Origin of the sequence: Gemmobacter aquarius (assembly GCF_003060865.1) — a bacterium.
GTDB classification, from domain to species: domain Bacteria; phylum Pseudomonadota; class Alphaproteobacteria; order Rhodobacterales; family Rhodobacteraceae; genus Paragemmobacter; species Paragemmobacter aquarius.
In genome coordinates this window covers 3,036,176-3,054,897 of sequence record NZ_CP028918.1, presented here as the reverse complement: position 1 = coordinate 3,054,897, position 18,722 = coordinate 3,036,176, and the positions used below count along the sequence as shown (strand labels likewise).

Here is an 18,722-nt window from a genome sequence, read left to right as displayed (position 1 = left end):
GCATGGCATTGTCCCCACTTAACCAGCGGCGCTGGCGGAATTTCTGCGCCAACCGGCGGGCCTATTGGTCGCTGTGGCTGTTCCTGCTGCTTTACGGGATTTCGTTGTTTGCGGAAGTGATCGCCAACGACCGCCCGCTGATCGTCAGCTATCGCGGTGAATTGCACACGCCTTTCCTGAAGTTCTACCCTGAAACGAAATTCGGCGGCGATTTCAAGACGGAAGCCAAGTATTCCGACGTGGAAGTGCGCTGCCTTATCGCTGCGGGCGGATCGGAAGCCTGCTGGGACGACCCCGAAGGCATTTTGGCCGAGGCGACGGAAAAGGGCACGGCTCTGGGTGAACCTATCGAAAAGGGTTGGATCCTCTGGCCGCTGATCCCGTATAAATTCAACACGATCAACGATCTGGACGGGCCGGCCCCTTCGGCCCCTGACCGCAACCATTGGCTTGGCACCGACGACACCGCGCGCGACGTGCTCGCGCGGGTGATCTATGGCTTCCGCCTGTCGGTCAGCTTCGCCTTGATCGTGACGCTTATCACCAGCGTCGTGGGCATCGCGGCAGGGGCGGTGCAGGGCTATTTCGGCGGACTCGTCGATCTGGTTTTCCAGCGGATCATCGAGCTTTGGGGGGCGACGCCGACGCTTTACGTCATCATCATCGTCGGTGCGATTTTCCAGATGAGTTTCTGGCTGCTGATCGGGTTGATGGTGCTGTTCGGCTGGACTTCGCTTGTCGGCGTGGTCAGGGCCGAATTCCTGCGGGCGCGCAACTTTGAATACGTGCGTGCGGCGCGGGCCTTGGGTGTGCCCGACCGCGTGATCATGCTGCGCCACGTGCTGCCAAACGCGATGGTCGCCACGCTGACCATGCTGCCCTTCATCATCACCGGCACCATCGGGGCTTTGGCCACGCTCGATTTCCTCGGCTTCGGCTTGCCGCAATCGGCACCCAGCCTTGGCGAGTTGACCCAGCAGGCCAAGCAGAACCTGCAAGCGCCTTGGTTGGCGTTCACGGCGTTCTTCACCTTTGCCATCATGCTGTCGCTGCTCGTCTTTGTTTTCGAAGGCGTGCGCGATGCCTTTGACCCCAGAAAGACCTTTCGATGAGCGCGGTGTTGACGGTGTCGAACCTGACCGTGCGTTTCCGGCAGGATGGCCGCGTGGTCGAAGCGGTCAAGGGCGTCAGCTTTGCGGTGGGCAAGGGCGAGACGGTCGCTCTGGTCGGCGAATCGGGCTCGGGCAAGTCGGTGACGGCGCTGTCGACCGTGTCGCTTTTGCCCGAGGGCACCGATGTGCAGGGATCGGTGCGCTATCTGGGGACCGAGATGGTTGGCGCGTCCGAAGCGGCTTTGCGCAAGGTGCGCGGCAATGACATCAGCTTCATCTTCCAAGAGCCGATGACCAGCCTGAACCCGCTGCACACCATCGAAAAGCAATTGGGCGAATCGCTCGCGCTGCATCAGGGGCTGACAGGCATCGCGGCGCGGGCGCGGATCATCGACTTGTTGCAAAAGGTCGGAATCGCCGAGGCCGAAAGCCGCCTGCAAGCCTATCCGCACCAATTGTCCGGCGGGCAAAGGCAGCGCGTGATGATCGCCATGGCGCTGGCGAACGGGCCGGAGCTTCTGGTGGCAGACGAACCGACGACCGCGCTTGATGTGACGATACAGGCGCAAATCCTCGAACTGCTGGCCGATCTGAAGCGGCGCGAGGGGCTTAGCCTGTTGTTCATCACGCATGATCTGGGGATCGTGCGGCGCATCGCAGACCGCGTCTGCGTGATGCAGGGCGGCGAGATCGTCGAACAGGGACCGGCGGCAGAGATTTTCGCCAACCCGCAACATCCCTATACGCAAAAATTGCTGGCGGCCGAGGCCAAGGGCCTACCCGGTCCGGTGCCCGAGGGCGCGCCAGAAGTCATCAGGACCGAACACCTGCGCGTCTGGTTCCCGATCACGGCAGGGCTGCTACGGCGCACGGTGGGCCATGTGAAAGCGGTGAATGACGCCACGCTGTCGGTGCGGGCGGGCGAGACGCTGGGTATCGTGGGCGAAAGCGGGTCGGGCAAGACGACGCTGGCCTTGGCGATCCTGCGGCTTACCCAGTCTGACGGACCCGTGGTCTTTATGGGTCGCGACCTGCGCGACGCAGGCCGCAGTGCCATGCGCGACGTGCGGCGCAATATGCAGGTGGTGTTTCAGGACCCCTTCGGCAGCCTTTCGCCACGCATGACGGCGGGCGAGATCATCGCCGAAGGCTTGGGCGTGCACGGGGTGGAACCGGGCCGCGACCGGCGCGAGATGGTGGCCGCGATCATGGCCGAGGTCGGGCTCGATCCGGCATGGATGGCGCGCTATCCGCACGAATTTTCCGGTGGCCAGCGCCAGCGCATCGCCATCGCCCGCGCGATGATCTTGCGTCCGAAGCTAGTGGTTCTGGATGAGCCGACAAGCGCGCTGGACATGACGGTGCAGGTGCAGATCGTCGATTTGCTGCGCGATTTGCAACGTAAATGGGGCTTGGCCTATATCTTCATCAGCCATGACTTGCGCGTGGTGCGTGCCTTGTCTCATAAGGTGATGGTGATGAAGTCAGGTGATGTGGTGGAATCCGGTACGAGTGAGGCGGTGTTTTCCAACCCGCAAAGCAGTTACACCCGTGCCCTGATGGCTGCCGCCTTCGGGGACGGAAACACATGAAGATACTGCTGGTCCACCAGAATTACCCCGCCCAGTTCCTGCATCTCGCGCCCGAACTGATCCGGCGCGGGCATGACGTAACCGCGCTGACCGACCTGACGAACAAACGGGAATCGGCAACTCCGACGCTGCGCTACAAATACGAGGCGCAAAAGGTCGAGCCCAATGCCTGCCGCCTTGGCCGCAACTACACCCAGCAAAGCGACCGGGGCGTGGTGGTGGCGCGGGCCTGCAAGCGGCTGCGCGACGAAAAGGGCTATATCCCCGATGTCATCTTTGGTCATTCCGGTTGGGGCGAGACGCTGTTTCTGAAAGAGGTCTGGCCCGAGGCAAAGCTGATCGTCTATGCCGAATACTACTATCGCGGCGTCGGTGCGGACACCGGGTTTGACCCTGAATTCAGCACCAGCAGCTTCGATCAGGTGATGATCGCCCAAGGCCGCACCGCACATCTGGGCCAAGCCCTGCTGCACGCCGATGCCGGATTGTCCCCGACGCTCTGGCAGGCCTCGACCTATCCGCCCGTGCTGCAAGGCATGATCCGCGTGATCTTTGACGGGGTGAACAGTGCGGTGATGGCACCCGACCCCAAGGCCGAGGTCACCTTGCCCAATGGCCGTGTGCTGCGGGCGGGGGACGAGGTTTTGACCTTCGTCAACCGCAACCTCGAACCCTATCGCGGCTATCACACCTTCATGCGGGCCTTGCCCGATGTGCTGGCAGCGCGACCGCAGGCACAGGTGATCATCGTGGGCGGCAACGAGGTCAGCTACGGATCGCCGCCTGCCGATGGCACAAGCTGGAAGGAACGCTTCCTGTCCGAGGTGAAAGACAGGCTCGACCTGAACCGCGTGCATTTCATGGGCAAGGTGCCCTATCCGACCTTCGTTTCCATCATGCAGGTCAGCCGCGTGCACGCCTATCTGACCTATCCCTTTGTCCTGAGCTGGTCGATGATGGAAAGCATGGCCGCCGAGGCGCTGGTCGTTGGTTCAGATACCGCCCCCGTCCGCGAGGTGATCGCGCATGACAAGAACGGGCTTCTGGTCGATTTCTTCGATGTGGCCGCATGGTCGCGAACCCTGACCGACACCTTGGCCGATCCGGCGAAATATGCGCCCCTTCGCAAGGCGGCGCGCAAGACTGTGCTGGAACGCTATGACCTTCGCAGCGTCTGCCTGCCGCAGATGGTCGATTACGTCGAAAGTTTCGGACCCAAAGCCTAGATCGCGGCGGAATGCTGCGCCTTGGTCTGGTCATAGGCATCGAAGGCCCGCGCGATCATGCGGGTCAGCGGCTTGCCCTGCGGCAGGATCGTCAGACCGTTTGCGTCGAGCTTGACCATGCCGTCAAAGGCGCGGGCTGCATTTGTGAACAAACGTTCGATATGATCTGGCGAAGCGCCAAAATCGCGCAGCAGCTCGGCGCGGTTGACATGGAAATCGCACATCAACGCTTCGATGATGCGGGCGCGCAGCCGGTCTTCTGCGCTGAAGGCATGACCCCGATGCGTTGCAAAGTGGCCCGCCCGCACGGATTTGGTATAATCAGACGTGCCTGACACGTTTTGCGCGTAACCCTGCGGAAAGCGCGAGATCGACGATGCGCCAAGCCCGATCAGGATCGGTGCGGTATCGGCAGTGTAGCCTTGGAAATTGCGCCGCAAATGTCCGGTATGCTGTGCCACGGCCATGCTATCTTCGGGGCGCGCAAAATGGTCGATCCCGATTTCACGGTAGCCATCCCATACGAACAGTTCGCGCGCGGTTTCGAACAGACGCAAACGTTCCTCAGGTGTGGGCATTGAATCCGAAGGGATCATCTGCTGGCGGCGGCTCATCCACGGCACATGGGCATAGCCGTAAAGCGCCACGCGGTCGGGGGACAGCGTCAATAATTTCTGCACCGAATCGGCGATGCGCGGTCGTGTCTGGTGCGGCAGGCCGTACAGAATATCGGCGTTCAGGCTTTTCACCCCGCGCTCTCGGATCATTCCGGCCACGCGACGCGTCAGGTCATAGGGTTGTTCGCGCCCGATGGTCTTTTGAATCTCTGGATCAAAATCCTGCACCCCGATCGAGGCGCGGTTCATACCCGCCGCCGCCAAGGCGTCAAGGCGGGCCTCGTCCACTTCGTTCGGGTCGATCTCGACCGAAAACTCACCGTTCGCTGCCATGGGCAAAACGTTAAACACCGATGCGGCAAGATCGCTGATCTGGGAAGCAGACAGCAGCGTGGGCGTGCCACCACCCCAATGCAGGCGTGCAAGACTGACGTTACGTGGCAGGTGGCGGGCCAATATTGCAAGCTCGGCCTTCAGCGTTGCGACATAGGCGATGACCGGCGCGTCCGACGTGGTGCCTTGCGTCCGGCAGGCGCAAAACCAGCACAACCGGCGGCAGAACGGGACGTGGAGGTAAAGCGAGATCTGCGAACCCGCAGGAATCGCTTCCACCCAATCCGAGAATGTTGCAGAGGTGACCCCACCCGCGAAATGCGGCGCAGTCGGGTAGCTCGTATAGCGGGGAACCCGTGCGTCGAAAAGCCCGAGACGGGTGAGTTGCGATTCCTGTGTCATGTGTTTACCTTTGTCTCATCGGGGAAAAGCAACCTTGATGCAGATCAAATCCGCGAAATTCGCGGCGCAACGAAAGGCCATCCTGTGGCACATCATGATCTGAGCGTTGTTCATCAGCAGTGCGGTGATTGCCCGATCCGCCATCGTGCGGTTTGCGCGCGCTGCGAGTCGGATGAACTGCAACATCTGGAAGCGATCAAGTTTTACCGCAGCTATCAGGCTGGCCAGACGGTGGTCTGGTCGGGCGACCGGATGGATTTCGTAGCCTCGGTCGTGACCGGAATCGCCACCCTGACGCAGACGATGGAAGACGGTCGCCGGCAGATGGTCGGATTGCTGTTACCCTCTGATTTCGTTGGCAGACCGGGGCGCGACAAGGCCGCCTATGACGTGACCGCGACCACCGATCTTGTGATGTGCTGCTTTCGCAAGAAGCCCTTCGAAGAGATGATGGGAACCACCCCGCACATCGCGCAGCGCCTGCTGGAAATGACACTGGACGAACTGGATGCCGCGCGGGAATGGATGCTTTTGCTGGGTCGCAAGACCGCGCGGGAAAAGATCGCCTCGCTTCTGGCGATCATCGCGCGGCGCGATGCGAGCCTGAAGCTGAAGACCCCCAAAGGCTCGCTCGTGTTCGACCTGCCGCTGACGCGCGAAGAAATGGCCGATTATCTTGGCCTTACGCTGGAAACGGTCAGCCGTCAGATCAGCGCATTGAAGCGTGACGGGGTGATCGAATTGCAGGGCAAGCGCCACGTCATCATCCCCAACCTCGACCGTCTTATGGAAGAGGCCGGCGACGACAGCGACGGCGGCTATCTGGCCTGATAAACTCTCGTTTCGGGAGCGTCCGACTCGCGACCTGATGCACGGGCGATGCACGACCAGCCCGTACACATGCGCCAAAACAATGAACGCGCATTAACCTTTTCGCGCCGCCCTGATCCGCAAACACCCCGTTAAGGTTAACGGGCCCCCCGAAGGATCGGCTGAATCCGCCGTTTCACCCTTGCCCAAATACTCATCTGGCAACACCGGGCAGGGGTGCCGCGCCTGACAGCCCAACGCCCCCTCCCCTGCAGGGGAGGGGTAGGGGAGGGGTGTGTTGTTGCGTCAATGCGCCATCAGCACCGGCACCTCGGCCTGTTCCAGCATGTTGCGCGTGGCGCCCCCCAGAATGGCCTCGCGAAAGCGCGAATGGCCGTAGGCCCCCATCACCAGCATGTCGGCGCCTTGATCGAGCACATGGCGGGCCAAAAGGTCCGAGATGCGGGGAAGCGACCGCGCTAGCACCGACACTTCGGCGCGGACGCCGTGGCGCACCAGCATCTGGCACAAAAGACCGCCGGGGTCTGACCGTTCGGGGCCGTGCTGCGGTGGGTCGATCACCGCGATGTTCACGGTATCGGCCTGTTTCAGCGTCGGCAGCGCCTTTCGGATCGCAGCCATCGCTTCGCCGCTCTGGTTCCAAGCCACCACGATGCGGCGGGGGCTGGCGGCGTTGCCCGCGCCCGTGGCGGGCAGCACCAGAACCGGCGCGTGGCCTTCGAAAAGGGCGGCTTCGACCACGGCTTCGGCCTCGGTGCCTTGCCCGTTGCCATAGGGTTTGGGCAGCACCACGAGATCGGCGAACCTTGCCCGCTGCGCGACGATATCGGTCAGCGCACCCAGCTGCGTCACGGCTGCTTCGATTGAACAGCGCAGCGTGGGCAGTTGTTCGCCCACCGCTTTTCTGACGGCGGCTTCGACATCGCGGGCGTCCTGCTCGGCCCGGTCCATCGCGGCTTGCAGCACCACCGCGCCCGAGCCGACATAGGAATAGCCGATCTGGGTCCGGTCGACGCCGAGCGCCAGAATATCGAGATGCGCGTCATGCGTCGCCGCAATCTTCGCAGCCCCCGCGATGGCCGCTTCGGCCTGCGCGGGATGGGTCACAACTGTGAACAACGATTTGTAGGCCATGAGTGCCTCCTTCCGGTGTGATGCACAAACCTTAACAGGTTCAGCCTGCGTGACATTGACCTCTGTCAAGGCGGGGTGCGCAAGCGGTTGATATGGATCAAGGCAGCATTTTCGCTGCGGCTGCAAAAGCAAGTCAGTCGCAAGGCGCCGCAAGCCGCGCCTTTGCCCCTGCGGAAGCCTGGGAAAATGTGCGGCAGCCAAGAGACGAAGGCCGACTGCGAAGGCCAAGAGACGAAGGCCAAGAGACGAAGGCCAAGAGACGAAGGCCAAGGGACGAAGGGACGAAACATGTGGGATTACGTGAAACTGGTCGTGCTGGGTGTGATTGCGGTCTGTGCCGCCATCGCCGCCAACTATGCGCGCGACCTCGCCTATATGGTCAACGCCGTGGAAGTGATGCTGGCAGCCGCCATCGTCTTTCTGTGGACGCTGCGCACCATGGGTGAAACCGAACCGGCTGATCCGGGAGAATACTTTGACAGCGTGATCAAGGCCGGGGCAATCGCCACGGCATTCTGGGGGTGGTGGGCTTTCTGGTGGGCGTGGTCATCGCCTTCCAGCTTGCGTTTCCGTCGCTCAATTTCGAATGGGCGCAGCCATATCTGAATTTCGGCCGTTTGCGCCCGCTGCATACCAGCGCCGTGATCTTCGCCTTTGGCGGTAACGCGCTGATCATGTCATCCTTCTATGTCGTCCAGCGCACCAGTGCGGCGCGGCTGTTTGGTGGTTCGCTTGGCTGGTTCGTGTTCTGGGGCTATCAGCTTTTCATCGTGCTGGCCGCGACCGGCTATGTGCTTGGTGCCACGCAGGCACAGGAATATGCCGAACCGGTCTGGTACGTCGACATCTGGCTGACCATCGTCTGGGTCGCCTATCTTGTCGCATTCGCCGGAACCGTGATGAGGCGCCGCGAGCCGCATATCTATGTGGCCAACTGGTTCTTCCTGGCGATGATCCTGACCGTCGCCATGCTGCACATCGGCAACAACCTTGCCATTCCCGTTTCGGTCTTCGGTTCGGCCGAGATCACGCTCTTTTCGGGCGTGCAATCGGCGATGGTGCAATGGTGGTATGGCCATAATGCGGTGGGCTTTTTCCTGACCGCAGGCTTTCTGGGCATGATGTATTACTTCGTGCCCAAGCAGGCGGAACGGCCGGTCTATTCTTACAAGCTGTCGATCATCCACTTCTGGGCACTGATCTTTTTGTATATCTGGGCGGGCCCGCACCACCTGCATTACACCGCGCTGCCGGACTGGGCCTCGACCCTTGGCATGGTGTTTTCGGTCATGCTGTGGATGCCAAGCTGGGGTGGCATGATCAACGGTCTGATGACGCTCTCGGGCGCATGGGACAAGCTGCGGACCGATCCGATCATCCGCATGATGGTGGTTTCCATCGGCTTTTACGGGATGTCGACCTTCGAAGGCCCGATGATGAGCATCAAGGCCGTCAACTCCCTCAGCCACTATACCGACTGGACGATCGGCCACGTGCATTCCGGCGCGCTGGGCTGGAACGGGATGATCACATTCGGGGTGCTTTACTTCCTGGTCCCGCGGCTGTGGAACCGCGAGGGGCTGTATAGCCTGAAGCTGGTGAGCTGGCACTTCTGGCTGGCGACCATCGGGATCGTGCTTTACGCCTCGGCGATGTGGGTGACGGGCATCATGGAAGGGATGATGTGGCGTGAAGTGGATGCCAACGGCTTCCTCGTGAACGCCTTTGCCGACACCGTGGCCGCCAAGTTCCCGATGTATGTGGTGCGCGGTCTGGGGGGCGTGATGTTCCTGACCGGTGCCTTGATCATGTGTTACAACCTGTGGATGACCGTCCGCGCCCAGCCCGTCCGGGCCGGTGCCGCTGGCTCGGTTGTTCCTGCGGAATAAGGGGGCAGGGACAATGGCTTTTCTTGACAAGCACAAGGCTATCGAAACGCATGCGACACTCTTGATGGTGCTGTCGCTTCTGGTGGTGGCAATCGGTGGGATCGTGCAGATCGTGCCCCTGTTCTACCTGCAAAACACCATCGAGAACGTCGAAGGCATGCGCCCCTACACACCGCTGGAACTGGCGGGGCAGGAGATCTATCTGCGCGAGGGCTGCTATGTCTGCCACAGCCAGATGATCCGCCCCATGCGCGACGAGGTGGAACGGTACGGGCATTATTCGCTGGCCGCGGAATCGCAATATGACCATCCGTTCCAATGGGGGTCAAAGCGCACGGGGCCCGACCTTGCCCGTGTGGGGGGCAAGTATTCCGATGCCTGGCATGTCGACCACCTGACCGATCCGCAATCGGTGGTGCCGGAATCGGTGATGCCGAAGTATGGCTTTCTGTCCACCGTGAAGCTCGACGGCAAGTATATCGGCGACAGGATGCGGGCCGAGCAGATCGTGGGCGTGCCCTATACCGACGCGCAGATGCAGAACGCGGTGGCGGATTTTACGGCGCAAGCCGATCCGAATGCCGATACCAGCGGTTTGCTGGAACGCTACGGCAAGGCCGCGGTGTCGAACTATGACGGGCAGGCGGGCGTGACCGAGATGGATGCGCTGATCGCCTATCTGCAAGTGCTGGGCACGATGGTCGATTTCTCGACCTTCACGCCAGACGCAAGCCGGTAAAGGGGAAAGCCGATGGATACCTATGGTTTTCTGCGCTTCATCGCCGACAGCTGGGCGCTGGTCGCCCTGACGGCGGTTTTCGTGGGCGTGATCTTTTTCGCCTATCGTCCCGGATCGAAGCGGCTGCATGACGACGCAGCCGCCACGATCTTCCGCAATGACACGAAACCTGCCGCCGACGACCGTCGCGGCAAAGTGGAGGCGTGAGCGATGTGCGCCAAGCAAATCACCAAAAAGCCGACCCAAGAGGTCGGCACCACCGGACATAGCTGGGACGGCATCGAAGAGCTGAACAACCCGCTGCCACGCTGGTGGGTCTGGGTGTTCTACCTGACCATCATATGGTCGATCGGCTATGTCATCGCCTATCCGGCATGGCCACTGATCAAGGGTGCGACACCGGGCCTGTTGCAGGCCTCGACCCGCGCCGATGTGCAGGCCGAGATCGACCGCTTCGATGCCGCCAACGCCGACATAAAGGCAAGCCTCGTCGCGGCTGACCTGACGGCGATTCCTGCGGACAAGGCCTTGATGGCCTATGCAGAACCGGCGGGGGCCTCGGTGTTCCGCAACAACTGCGCGCAGTGCCACGGCTCGGGCGCGGCAGGGGTTCAGGGCAAGGGCTATCCCAACCTCTTGGACAACGACTGGCTCTGGGGCGGCGATATGGAGGCGATCCATACCACGATCACCCATGGTATCAGGAACACGATGGACCCCGATGCCCGCTATTCGGAAATGCCGAAATTCGGCGTGGACGGGTTGCTGGAACCGGCGCAGATCGACGCGGTGGTCGAACATGTGCTGGCCATCTCGGGGCAGGATCATGACGCTGCCAAGGCTGCCGAGGGTGCGACGGTCTTTGCCGACAATTGCGCGGCCTGCCACGGCGAGCAGGGCAAGGGCGACCGCACTGTCGGTGCGCCGAACCTGACCGATGCGATCTGGCTCTATGGCGGTGATCGCGCAACGATCAACCACACCGTCACCTATGCCCGCTTCGGCGTGATGCCCCCCTGGGCTGCGCGTCTGAGCGAGGACGAGATCCGCGCAGTTGCCGCCTATGTCCATTCGCGCGGCGGCGGCGAGTAAACCAACCCCGGCGGCGACCTTCCCTTCCGCCGGGTCCGGCATCGGCGCACCTGTTCGCGCGTTTCCCATGGGTGCGCCGATGCTGTCCTTCCCCTGACTGCGGGGCCATCCGTGGCCCCGCCCTTTTGCATCCTGCCGCCAACGATTTTTCTGCGAAAAATCAGGCGGCTTACCTTGCCCCCTTTGATGCGCCTGATTTTTCGCAGAAAAATCGTTGGCGTGCGCGAATGTCGCAGCCCAAAGCTGCATCGCAGATGCCGATTTGATGCATGTCAAGGAATGCGCGGGCTTAAACGGCGATACCCGCCACAGGTCATGAACCCCGGAGTCCGCCTTGTCATCGCCCGCACCCGAACCCGCCAGCCTGTATATTGCCCGCGAGCCGATCTTTCCGCGCCGCGTCAAAGGCAGTTTCCGCACCCTGAAGTGGTGGATCATGGCCGTGACGCTGGGGATCTATTACATCACCCCGTGGCTGCGCTGGGACCGTGGGCCGAACCTGCCCGATCAGGCCGTGTTGATCGACATGGCGAACCGGCGCTTCTTTTTCTTCATGATCGAGATCTGGCCGCATGAATTCTATTTTGTTGCGGGCCTGCTTATCATGGCGGGCCTTGGTCTGTTCTTGTTCACCAGTGCGGCGGGCCGCGTGTGGTGCGGCTATGCCTGCCCGCAAACCGTCTGGACCGATCTTTTCATCCTGGTCGAACGCTGGGTCGAAGGCGACCGCAACGCCCGCATCCGCCTGCACCGGCAGAAATGGGATGGCGAAAAGCTCAGGAAGCGTGCGGCGAAATGGTCGCTTTGGTTTCTGATCGGCCTCGGCACCGGCGGGGCTTGGGTGTTCTATTTCACCGATGCGCCGCAGCTTGCCGTCGATCTGGTCACCGGCAATGCCCATCCGATCGCCTATACCACGATGCTGATCCTGACCGCGACGACCTTTGCCTTTGGCGGCTTCGCCCGCGAGCAGATCTGCATCTATGCCTGCCCCTGGCCGCGTATTCAGGCGGCGATGATGGACGAGGATACGATCACCATCGCCTACCGCGACTGGCGCGGCGAACCGCGTGGCAAGCAGACGGTGGAAGGCAACGGGGACTGCATCGACTGCATGGCCTGTGTCAACGTCTGCCCGATGGGGATCGACATCAGGGACGGCCAGCAGATGGCCTGTATCACCTGCGGGCTGTGCATCGACGCCTGCGACGACACGATGGACAAGATCGGCAAGCCGCGTGGCCTCGTCGGCTATTTCGCCCTTACGGACGAGACGCGGGAACGTGCCGGCAAGCCGCCCAAAAGCGTTTGGGCCCATGTGTTTCGCCCGCGTACGATGATGTATACCGTGCTTTGGGCTGCGGTCGGGGTCGGCCTCGTGGTCGCGCTGTTCTTGCGCTCGCCTATCGATGTCAGCGTGACGCCGGTCCGGAACCCGCTTTACGTGACGCTGTCGGATGGCACGATCCGCAACACCTATGACATCCGGCTGCGTAACAAATCGGGGACCGACAAGTGGTACTGGATCACCCTGACGGGTGGCAGCCGGTTCACGGTGGCGCTGGAAGGCGAGGAAGGAGCCAAAGTGCTGGTACCCGCGAACGAAACCTACCAGCAGCGCGTCTATGTCGAAGCGCCCCCCGGCAGCGAGGGCGCGACCGAGGAGCGCAGCGAGATCCGCCTGTGGATCGCGAACGAGGACGGAACCGAGCGCGTGTCGCATGACACGGTGTTCAACGGAAAGGACGACTGACCATGGGCGAGTTGACGGGCAAGCATGTGCTGGGGATCACGGTCGGGGCGTTTTCCATCATCATCGGCGTGAATGTGGTGATGGCGGTCAAGGCGGTCAGCACCTTTCCGGGGCTGGAAGTCGACAATGGTTATGTCGCGAGCCAGAGTTTCGACGCCGATAGAAAGGCGCAAGAGGCGCTGGGCTGGAAGCTGACCCACGGCTATGCGAACGGGCGGTTGGGCATCGACATCCGCAAGGGGGCAGAGGCGGCGCCGGTCACCACGCTCGACGTGCTTCTGGGGCGGACGACCGAGGCGAGCGAGGACACGAACCCCGTCTTCGTACGACAGAACGGCGTCTGGGTCAGCGATGTGCAGCTTAACCCCGGAAAATGGATGATGATGATCAAGGCTAAAGCGCCCGATGGCACGGTGTTCCGCCAGCGGCTCGACCTGTTCGTGGGGAAGTGACATGAGCATGGCTCTGGGCCCCGATACCGGCCATGGTAGCCTTTCGGCCTGTCCCGCCTGCGTGGCGGCGCCAAGTGCCGAACGGATCGCGGCGCTGTCGATGCCGCATTCGGCGCGGCTGATGCTGTCCTTGCCCACGGCGCATTGCGCGGCCTGCATCAGCACGGTCGAACATGCCTTGGCGGTGGTGCCGGGGGTGACTTCGGCGCGGGTTAACCTGACGCTGCGGCGGGTGTCGGTCGATGCAGCGGCGGGGGTGACGGCCCAGCAGTTGGTCGATGCGCTGCGCGGCGTGGGCTACGAGGCGCATGAACTTGACCCCGGCCTGCTGAGCACGACCGAGACGGATCGTCAGGGGCGCGAGCTTTTGATGCGGCTGGGTGTGGCCGGTTTTTCGATGATGAACGTGATGCTGCTGTCGGTCGCCGTCTGGTCGGGGGCCGAGGATGCGACGCGCGACCTGTTTCACTGGATTTCGGCGGCGATTGCCTTGCCTACGGTGATTTTCGCGGGGCAGCCGTTCTTCAAATCGGCATGGGCCAGTTTGCGGGTGGGGCGGTTGGGGATGGATGTCCCGATCTCGTTGGCGCTGATCCTTGCCTCGACGATCAGCCTATTCGAGACGTGGAAGGGCGGTCATCACGCCTATTTCGATGCGGCGGTGATGCTATGCTTCTTCCTGCTTGCGGGGCGCTATCTCGACCATCGCACGCGGGCGGTGGCGCGGTCGGCGGCGGAAGAACTGGCCGCTTTGGAGGTACCACGGGCCACGGTGCTGCGGGGCGGTGCCGAGGCGGTGGTGCCGATTGCCGAGGTCGCGGCGGGCGATATGGTGCGCGTGCGTCCGGGCGGGCGGATGCCTGTCGACGGGGTGGTGACCGAAGGGCAGTCAGAGATCGACCGGTCGCTGCTTACCGGTGAAAGCCTGCCGGTCTTTGCCGGTGTAGGCATGGCTGTTTCGGCGGGCGAGGTGAACCTGACGGGGCCGCTGACCCTGCGCGTCACGGCGGCGGGGCGGTCATCGTCGTTGCACCGCATGGCCGATCTGGTCGCGGTCGCGGAAAGCGCCAAGACGCGCTACACGTCGCTCGCCGAACGCGCGGCACGGCTATATTCGCCGCTGGTGCATATGATGTCGTTCGGCGCATTCGGCTTCTGGATGTGGCAGACCGGCGGCGATCTGCGCTTTGCCATCAACATCTCGGCCGCGGTGCTGATCATCACCTGCCCCTGTGCGCTGGGGCTGGCGGTGCCTGCGGTGGTGACGGCGGCAAGCGGCAAGCTGTTCCGCAAGGGCCTGCTGATCAAGCATGGCACGGCGCTGGAACGGCTGGCCGAGGTGGATACCGTGGTCTTCGACAAGACCGGCACGCTGACCATGGGCGCGCCCAAGCCGACCAATCTGGCCGATCACGCGCCCGATGTTCTGGCGCTCGCGGCTGCATTGGCGGGGGCGTCGTCGCATCCGCTGGCCGTGGCTTTGGCGGGCGTGGCCGCTCCTGCTGCGGTGACGGGGCTGCGCGAAGTGCCGGGATACGGGGTCGAGGGCCTGTTTCAGGGGCGCCGGGTGCGGCTCGGGCGGGCGGAGTGGTGCGGTGCCGTGCCAGTTGGTGCGACATCGACCTATCTGGTGGATGGTGCGGGTGTCACCCATGCCTTCAGCTTTGCCGACAGCTTGCGTCCGGGGGCCGAGGCGGCCGTCGCCTCGCTGCGGGGGCAGGGGCTACGGGTGCTGCTGGTGTCGGGCGATGCCGAGGCTCCGGTTGCCGAACTGGCGACGCGGCTTGGCATCGAAGACTGGCACCACGGGGTCTTGCCCGCCGGAAAGGCTGCCAAGGTCGCGGCGCTTACGGCGGCGGGGCATCGGGTGCTGATGGTGGGTGACGGGCTGAACGACACGGCGGCGCTGGCTGCGGCGCATGTGTCGGTATCACCGGCAAGCGCATTGGATGCCGCAAGGGTGGCGTCCGATATCGTGCTGCTGGGTCAAGACCTTGCCCCCATCGGCGATGCCGTGCGGATCGGTCGGCAGGCGGCGCGGCGCATCGTCGAGAATTTTGCCATTTCGGCCGCTTACAACGTGATCGCGGTGCCCTTGGCGCTGGTCGGGTTGGCGACACCGCTGGCCGCAGCACTTGCCATGTCGCTGTCGTCGATTACCGTATCGCTGAACGCGCTGCGGCTGAGGTAGGCGATGGACATTCTGGCATTCCTGATCCCCATCTCGCTGTTTCTTGGCGGGGTCGGGCTGGCCGCGTTCTTCTGGGCGATGAAGAACAAGCAATTCGATGACCCCGAAGGCGATGCCAGCCGGATCCTGACCAAGGACTTCGACGACAAGCCCAAGCGCCAGAGCGGAAAATGACGCATTTTCCGCGCCGATTTCTGACGCAGAAATCGGTGCCCGCCCGAAGGTCTACGGAGTTTGCGTCAAACTCCGTCCCGATTTCTGCGTCGGAAATCGGCGGTCGGGCAGTGGCAGGCGGCGGGTCTATTCGCCGATGGTGAAGCAGGTGACAGACCGCGCTTGCAGGCGGCGGCAGGCCAGATCGGCCTGATCTTGCGTCAGGCCGACAAAGGTCGCCTCGAACCCGCCGGATTTCTGCATGACCTTGGGCAGCGATGCATTCAGCGTGGCGCTTTCGACCAACTGCATCTTGAGCAGCGCCTTTTCCGCCTCGTAGCTGGAATTGTAGCGCCCGACGGTGATTGCCCAGTGCCGGTCGCCCGAAGTCGAGAACGAGACGACCTCTTGCTGTTCGGCGGGGGCGGGGCCGGTTGCGGCATCGTCGTAAATTGGTGTGCGGCGTTTGGGCGGGGCCACGGCGGCGGCAGCCGAGGCGATCTGGAAGGGCAATTCTTCGGGCGTCACTGCCGCCGTGTCGACTGCAGGCAGGGCGTCGGCGGGAAGGTTGGCGACGGCTTCGGTCAGCGCGTCTTCGGATGGCAGCGCCTCGCCCGTTTCGGCCGAGGCGAGTTCGACCCCTTCCACGGCGAGTGCGGCCGCAGGGACGGTGGCATCGGCGACTTCGCTGGCCTGTTCGGCAAGCAGGTCGGTTCCGGTCGCCTCGGCCAGCGCGCCAAGGATGCCGTCCTGCATTTCGTCGACGGCCTCGGCGGCGGCGGTCAGGGTTTCGGGCGCGGGTGCGGCGGGGCGGGCCTGCGGGCGGGGCGAGGTCGCCATTCCGGTCGTAACGCGCAGTGTCTTGCCCGCGCCGCCTTCGACTTCGGGAAGGGCGGTATCGGCCTGCGCCACCAGCGCATCGGTCGCGCCGGGGGCATCAGGCGGGTTGAAGGGGGCGTTTTTGCGGGCCTTTTCAAAGGCCTTGTTCAGCAGCTTGGTCATTTCCGCATTGCGGTTCGGGGTCGATGTCGCGCCGAAGATCGTGGCGATCAGGCGCTTGCCATCACGTTCGGCGGAGGCGGTCAGGTTGAAGCCGGCGGCGACGGTATAGCCGGTCTTGATGCCGTCTGCGCCCTTGTAGGCATCAAGGAAACGGCGGTTGGTATTGTTGACCGTGGCAATGCCCGCATCGGACGAACGGCGCGAGAAGATGTTGTAATATTGGGGAAAGTCGTAAAACAGGTGGCGGCCAAGGTTATTCATGTCGCGGGCCGACGACAGGTGCCCCGGTGCGGTCAGACCGTTGGCGTTCTTGAAGGTAGTGTTCGTCATCCCCAGCGCCTTGGCGGTGCGGGTCATGCGGCGGGCGAAATCATCCTGATTTCCGCCGATGAAATCGCCCAAGGCGGCGGCGGCATCGTTGGCCGATTTGATCGCGGCGGCGCGGATCAGGTAACGCACGGCGATCTTTTGCCCCGGCTTCAGGCCAAGCCGCGACGGGGGCTGCGAGGCGGCGTGTTTCGTGACCGTGACCATGCTGTCGAGGCTGATCGAGCCGCGTTCCAGTTCTTGGAACGTGATGTAGAGCGTCATCATCTTGGTCAGCGAGGCGGGATGCAGGCGCGCATCGGCGTTTTCTTCGTGCAGCACCTCGCCCGAGCGGGCATCGATCACGATCGAGGCGTGAGGTGCTGCGAAAATACCGGTAGGTGCCAGCACCAAGGCAAGCGTCACGACCAGCCAATAAGAAAATCTGCGGGCAAATTGCCCTGAAAGCGATGTCACGTCGCCTGTCCCTTGTCCTGCGGTTGCCCCGATTTTTATAGGGCCGTTTTTCTGCCTCGCCAAAATGTTAGCACAGGGGGAGGCGTGCGAAAACCCCCTTGATTCAAAGGGTTTGGCAGGAAACCGCAGACAAGTGTACGGGGGATCGGCGGCTTGGGGGTGCCTGCCGGTGCGCTAGATGTTGTGGTTGGACTTAATCGCTTCTACCGCATCGGCCAATTCCCCCAGATCGCCCAGCGTCAGGAACCGTGGATTGCCCAAAGGCGGGTCGGCATGTTCGAGCGCCCAGATAAGCCCGTGGGGAACATGCGCGCCCCACCCTCCCGCCGCGATTGCGGGGATCACGTCGGATTTCAACGAGTTGCCGACCATAAGCGCCCGCTCGGCCCCGTCGCCATGGCGGGCAAAGATGCTGGCATAGACCGCAGGGGTCTTGTCGGATACGATCTCGACCGCATGAAACAGGTCGCCAAGTCCCGATTGCGCCAGTTTGCGTTCCTGATCCAGAAGATCGCCCTTGGTGACGAGGATCACGCGGTGGTCTCGGGCAAGCGTGGTGACCGCGGCCTCGGCATGGGGCAAAAGTTCGACCGGATGGGCCAGCATCTCGCGCCCGGCTGCCATGATCTCGGCGATGACGGCGGCGGGGACGCGGCTTTCGGTGATCTCGATCGCGGTCTCGATCATCGACAGGGTGAAGCCTTTGACGCCAAAACCGTAATGGCCAAGATTGCGCCGCTCGGCGGCCAGAAGCCGGTCGTGCAGATGGTCGGCCCCGGCATAATCGGCCAGAAGCGCGGTGAAGCGGTCTTGCGTCAGGCGGAAGAAGGACTCGTTCTGCCAAAGCGTGTCGTCGGCATCGAAGCCGATGGTCGTGATCATGAAACGCGTTCCGTTCGTTACCCGCCCTTGATGCCGCGACACAGAGGCCCGTGCAAGCCGTTCAAGGCACAGGTATCGGCGGGATTTGCGCGACCCCCTTTGCGCGGGGCGGAATTGGATTATATTGTCGTATCGGACAATCATGCCCGAATCCTCGACGTTGACGGAGCAATTTTCCCGTGACCCCGACCCCTATGCGAATGGCAGGCACCCCCGAGGGTCCGGGCAACCCCGGCAATGACGCGTCTGTGCTGACCAAGACCAAGTCGAAAACCCAGCGTCCGCCGATGTACAAGGTGATGCTGCTGAACGACGATTACACCCCGATGGAATTCGTGGTGCATGTGCTCGAACGCTTCTTCGGCATGACCCACGCACAGGCCTTTGACATCATGCTGACCGTGCATAAAAAGGGGCTCGCCGTGGTCGGCGTGTTCTCGTTCGAGGTTGCGGAAACCAAGGTCGCGCAGGTGATGGATTTCGCCCGCCGCCACCAGCATCCGCTGCAATGCACGATGGAGAAAGAGTGAACCGCCCCT

Annotated in this window: 16 protein-coding genes and 1 pseudogene; 13 read left to right on the top strand and 4 right to left on the bottom strand. The window is 62.8% G+C overall.

The window, feature by feature from the left end; genetic code table 11:
• Nucleotides 1–2: 2 nt before the first annotated feature.
• Genes HYN69_RS14700 through HYN69_RS14690 form a run of 3 tightly spaced genes read left to right on the top strand, consistent with a single transcriptional unit; the run spans nucleotide 3 to nucleotide 3,930 of the window.
• Complete coding sequence (locus HYN69_RS14700) at nucleotides 3–1,112, top strand: ABC transporter permease (RefSeq protein WP_108436398.1); 1,110 nt, start codon at nucleotides 3–5, stop codon at nucleotides 1,110–1,112.
• Nucleotides 1,109–2,704 (top strand): ABC transporter ATP-binding protein, encoded by a 1,596-nt coding sequence (locus tag HYN69_RS14695; RefSeq protein ID WP_108436397.1) that lies wholly within the window; start codon nucleotides 1,109–1,111, stop codon nucleotides 2,702–2,704. The genes HYN69_RS14700 and HYN69_RS14695 overlap by 4 nt, the downstream gene beginning before the upstream one ends.
• Complete coding sequence (locus HYN69_RS14690) at nucleotides 2,701–3,930, top strand: glycosyltransferase (protein WP_108436396.1); 1,230 nt, start codon at nucleotides 2,701–2,703, stop codon at nucleotides 3,928–3,930. The genes HYN69_RS14695 and HYN69_RS14690 overlap by 4 nt, the downstream gene beginning before the upstream one ends.
• Here the strand turns inward: HYN69_RS14690 and hemN are convergent.
• On the bottom strand, nucleotides 3,927–5,282 hold the full coding sequence (hemN, locus tag HYN69_RS14685; RefSeq protein ID WP_108436395.1) for an oxygen-independent coproporphyrinogen III oxidase: 1,356 nt from the start codon (nucleotides 5,280–5,282) through the stop codon (nucleotides 3,927–3,929). The genes HYN69_RS14690 and hemN overlap by 4 nt on opposite strands.
• Nucleotides 5,283–5,366: 84 nt before the next feature.
• Here hemN and fnrL point away from each other — a divergent pair, with 84 nt between their 5' ends.
• Complete coding sequence (gene fnrL / locus HYN69_RS14680) at nucleotides 5,367–6,113, top strand: transcriptional regulator FnrL (protein WP_108437240.1); 747 nt, start codon at nucleotides 5,367–5,369, stop codon at nucleotides 6,111–6,113.
• 285 nt (nucleotides 6,114–6,398) lie between these two features.
• On the opposite strand, the gene HYN69_RS14675 is transcribed toward fnrL, so the two are convergent.
• Nucleotides 6,399–7,247, bottom strand: a complete 849-nt coding sequence (locus HYN69_RS14675) for a universal stress protein (protein WP_108436394.1) — start codon at nucleotides 7,245–7,247, stop codon at nucleotides 6,399–6,401.
• Nucleotides 7,248–7,535: 288 nt separating this feature from the next.
• Between HYN69_RS14675 and ccoN the strand changes: the two are divergent.
• The 8 genes and pseudogenes from ccoN to ccoS all read left to right on the top strand — a co-directional run bounded on the left by ccoN (nucleotide 7,536) and on the right by ccoS (nucleotide 15,537).
• Nucleotides 7,536–9,136, top strand: a pseudogene (gene ccoN / locus HYN69_RS14670) (cytochrome-c oxidase, cbb3-type subunit I).
• Nucleotides 9,137–9,149: 13 nt separating this feature from the next.
• On the top strand, nucleotides 9,150–9,875 hold the full coding sequence (gene ccoO / locus HYN69_RS14665) for a cytochrome-c oxidase, cbb3-type subunit II (RefSeq protein WP_108436393.1): 726 nt from the start codon (nucleotides 9,150–9,152) through the stop codon (nucleotides 9,873–9,875).
• Between the two features lie 12 nt (nucleotides 9,876–9,887).
• Entirely contained in the window at nucleotides 9,888–10,082 is a 195-nt protein-coding gene (locus HYN69_RS14660; RefSeq protein WP_108436392.1) for a cbb3-type cytochrome c oxidase subunit 3, read from the top strand.
• A 3-nt stretch (nucleotides 10,083–10,085) separates the two neighbouring features.
• The gene (ccoP, locus tag HYN69_RS14655; RefSeq protein ID WP_108436391.1) at nucleotides 10,086–10,967 is read left to right on the top strand and encodes a cytochrome-c oxidase, cbb3-type subunit III; all 882 of its coding nucleotides are present in this window, start codon (nucleotides 10,086–10,088) and stop codon (nucleotides 10,965–10,967) included.
• A 334-nt stretch (nucleotides 10,968–11,301) separates the two neighbouring features.
• Nucleotides 11,302–12,720 (top strand): cytochrome c oxidase accessory protein CcoG, encoded by a 1,419-nt coding sequence (gene ccoG, locus HYN69_RS14650; protein WP_108436390.1) that lies wholly within the window; start codon nucleotides 11,302–11,304, stop codon nucleotides 12,718–12,720.
• 2 nt (nucleotides 12,721–12,722) lie between these two features.
• Nucleotides 12,723–13,172, top strand: coding sequence for a FixH family protein (locus tag HYN69_RS14645; protein ID WP_108436389.1), 450 nt, complete (start codon nucleotides 12,723–12,725; stop codon nucleotides 13,170–13,172).
• A gap of 1 nt (nucleotide 13,173) precedes the next feature.
• The gene (locus HYN69_RS14640) at nucleotides 13,174–15,363 is read left to right on the top strand and encodes a heavy metal translocating P-type ATPase (protein WP_108436388.1); all 2,190 of its coding nucleotides are present in this window, start codon (nucleotides 13,174–13,176) and stop codon (nucleotides 15,361–15,363) included.
• Between the two features lie 3 nt (nucleotides 15,364–15,366).
• Nucleotides 15,367–15,537, top strand: coding sequence for a cbb3-type cytochrome oxidase assembly protein CcoS (gene ccoS, locus HYN69_RS14635; RefSeq protein ID WP_108436387.1), 171 nt, complete (start codon nucleotides 15,367–15,369; stop codon nucleotides 15,535–15,537).
• Nucleotides 15,538–15,663: 126 nt separating this feature from the next.
• On the opposite strand, the gene HYN69_RS14630 is transcribed toward ccoS, so the two are convergent.
• Nucleotides 15,664–17,301, bottom strand: a complete 1,638-nt coding sequence (locus tag HYN69_RS14630; RefSeq protein WP_108436386.1) for a D-alanyl-D-alanine carboxypeptidase family protein — start codon at nucleotides 17,299–17,301, stop codon at nucleotides 15,664–15,666.
• Between the two features lie 174 nt (nucleotides 17,302–17,475).
• Nucleotides 17,476–18,183 (bottom strand): HAD family hydrolase, encoded by a 708-nt coding sequence (locus tag HYN69_RS14625; RefSeq protein ID WP_108436385.1) that lies wholly within the window; start codon nucleotides 18,181–18,183, stop codon nucleotides 17,476–17,478.
• Between the two features lie 200 nt (nucleotides 18,184–18,383).
• Between HYN69_RS14625 and clpS the strand changes: the two genes are divergently transcribed.
• Nucleotides 18,384–18,713 (top strand): ATP-dependent Clp protease adapter ClpS, encoded by a 330-nt coding sequence (gene clpS / locus HYN69_RS14620; RefSeq protein ID WP_174213662.1) that lies wholly within the window; start codon nucleotides 18,384–18,386, stop codon nucleotides 18,711–18,713.
• Nucleotides 18,714–18,722: the final 9 nt, after the last annotated feature.

Bases quoted from the DNA above. Each gene is read 5' to 3' on its own strand.
- HYN69_RS14700 (WP_108436398.1), top strand. From the start codon at position 3: ATGGCATTGTCCCCACTTAACCAGCGGCGCTGGCGGAATTTCTGCGCC.
- HYN69_RS14695 (WP_108436397.1), top strand. From the start codon at position 1,109: ATGAGCGCGGTGTTGACGGTGTCGAACCTGACCGTGCGTTTCCGGCAG.
- HYN69_RS14690 (WP_108436396.1), top strand. From the start codon at position 2,701: ATGAAGATACTGCTGGTCCACCAGAATTACCCCGCCCAGTTCCTGCAT.
- hemN (WP_108436395.1), bottom strand. From the start codon at position 5,282: ATGACACAGGAATCGCAACTCACCCGTCTCGGGCTTTTCGACGCACGG.
- HYN69_RS14675 (WP_108436394.1), bottom strand. From the start codon at position 7,247: ATGGCCTACAAATCGTTGTTCACAGTTGTGACCCATCCCGCGCAGGCC.
- ccoO (WP_108436393.1), top strand. From the start codon at position 9,150: ATGGCTTTTCTTGACAAGCACAAGGCTATCGAAACGCATGCGACACTC.
- HYN69_RS14660 (WP_108436392.1), top strand. From the start codon at position 9,888: ATGGATACCTATGGTTTTCTGCGCTTCATCGCCGACAGCTGGGCGCTG.
- ccoP (WP_108436391.1), top strand. From the start codon at position 10,086: ATGTGCGCCAAGCAAATCACCAAAAAGCCGACCCAAGAGGTCGGCACC.
- HYN69_RS14645 (WP_108436389.1), top strand. From the start codon at position 12,723: ATGGGCGAGTTGACGGGCAAGCATGTGCTGGGGATCACGGTCGGGGCG.
- HYN69_RS14640 (WP_108436388.1), top strand. From the start codon at position 13,174: ATGAGCATGGCTCTGGGCCCCGATACCGGCCATGGTAGCCTTTCGGCC.
- ccoS (WP_108436387.1), top strand. From the start codon at position 15,367: ATGGACATTCTGGCATTCCTGATCCCCATCTCGCTGTTTCTTGGCGGG.
- HYN69_RS14625 (WP_108436385.1), bottom strand. From the start codon at position 18,183: ATGATCACGACCATCGGCTTCGATGCCGACGACACGCTTTGGCAGAAC.
- clpS (WP_174213662.1), top strand. From the start codon at position 18,384: ATGGCAGGCACCCCCGAGGGTCCGGGCAACCCCGGCAATGACGCGTCT.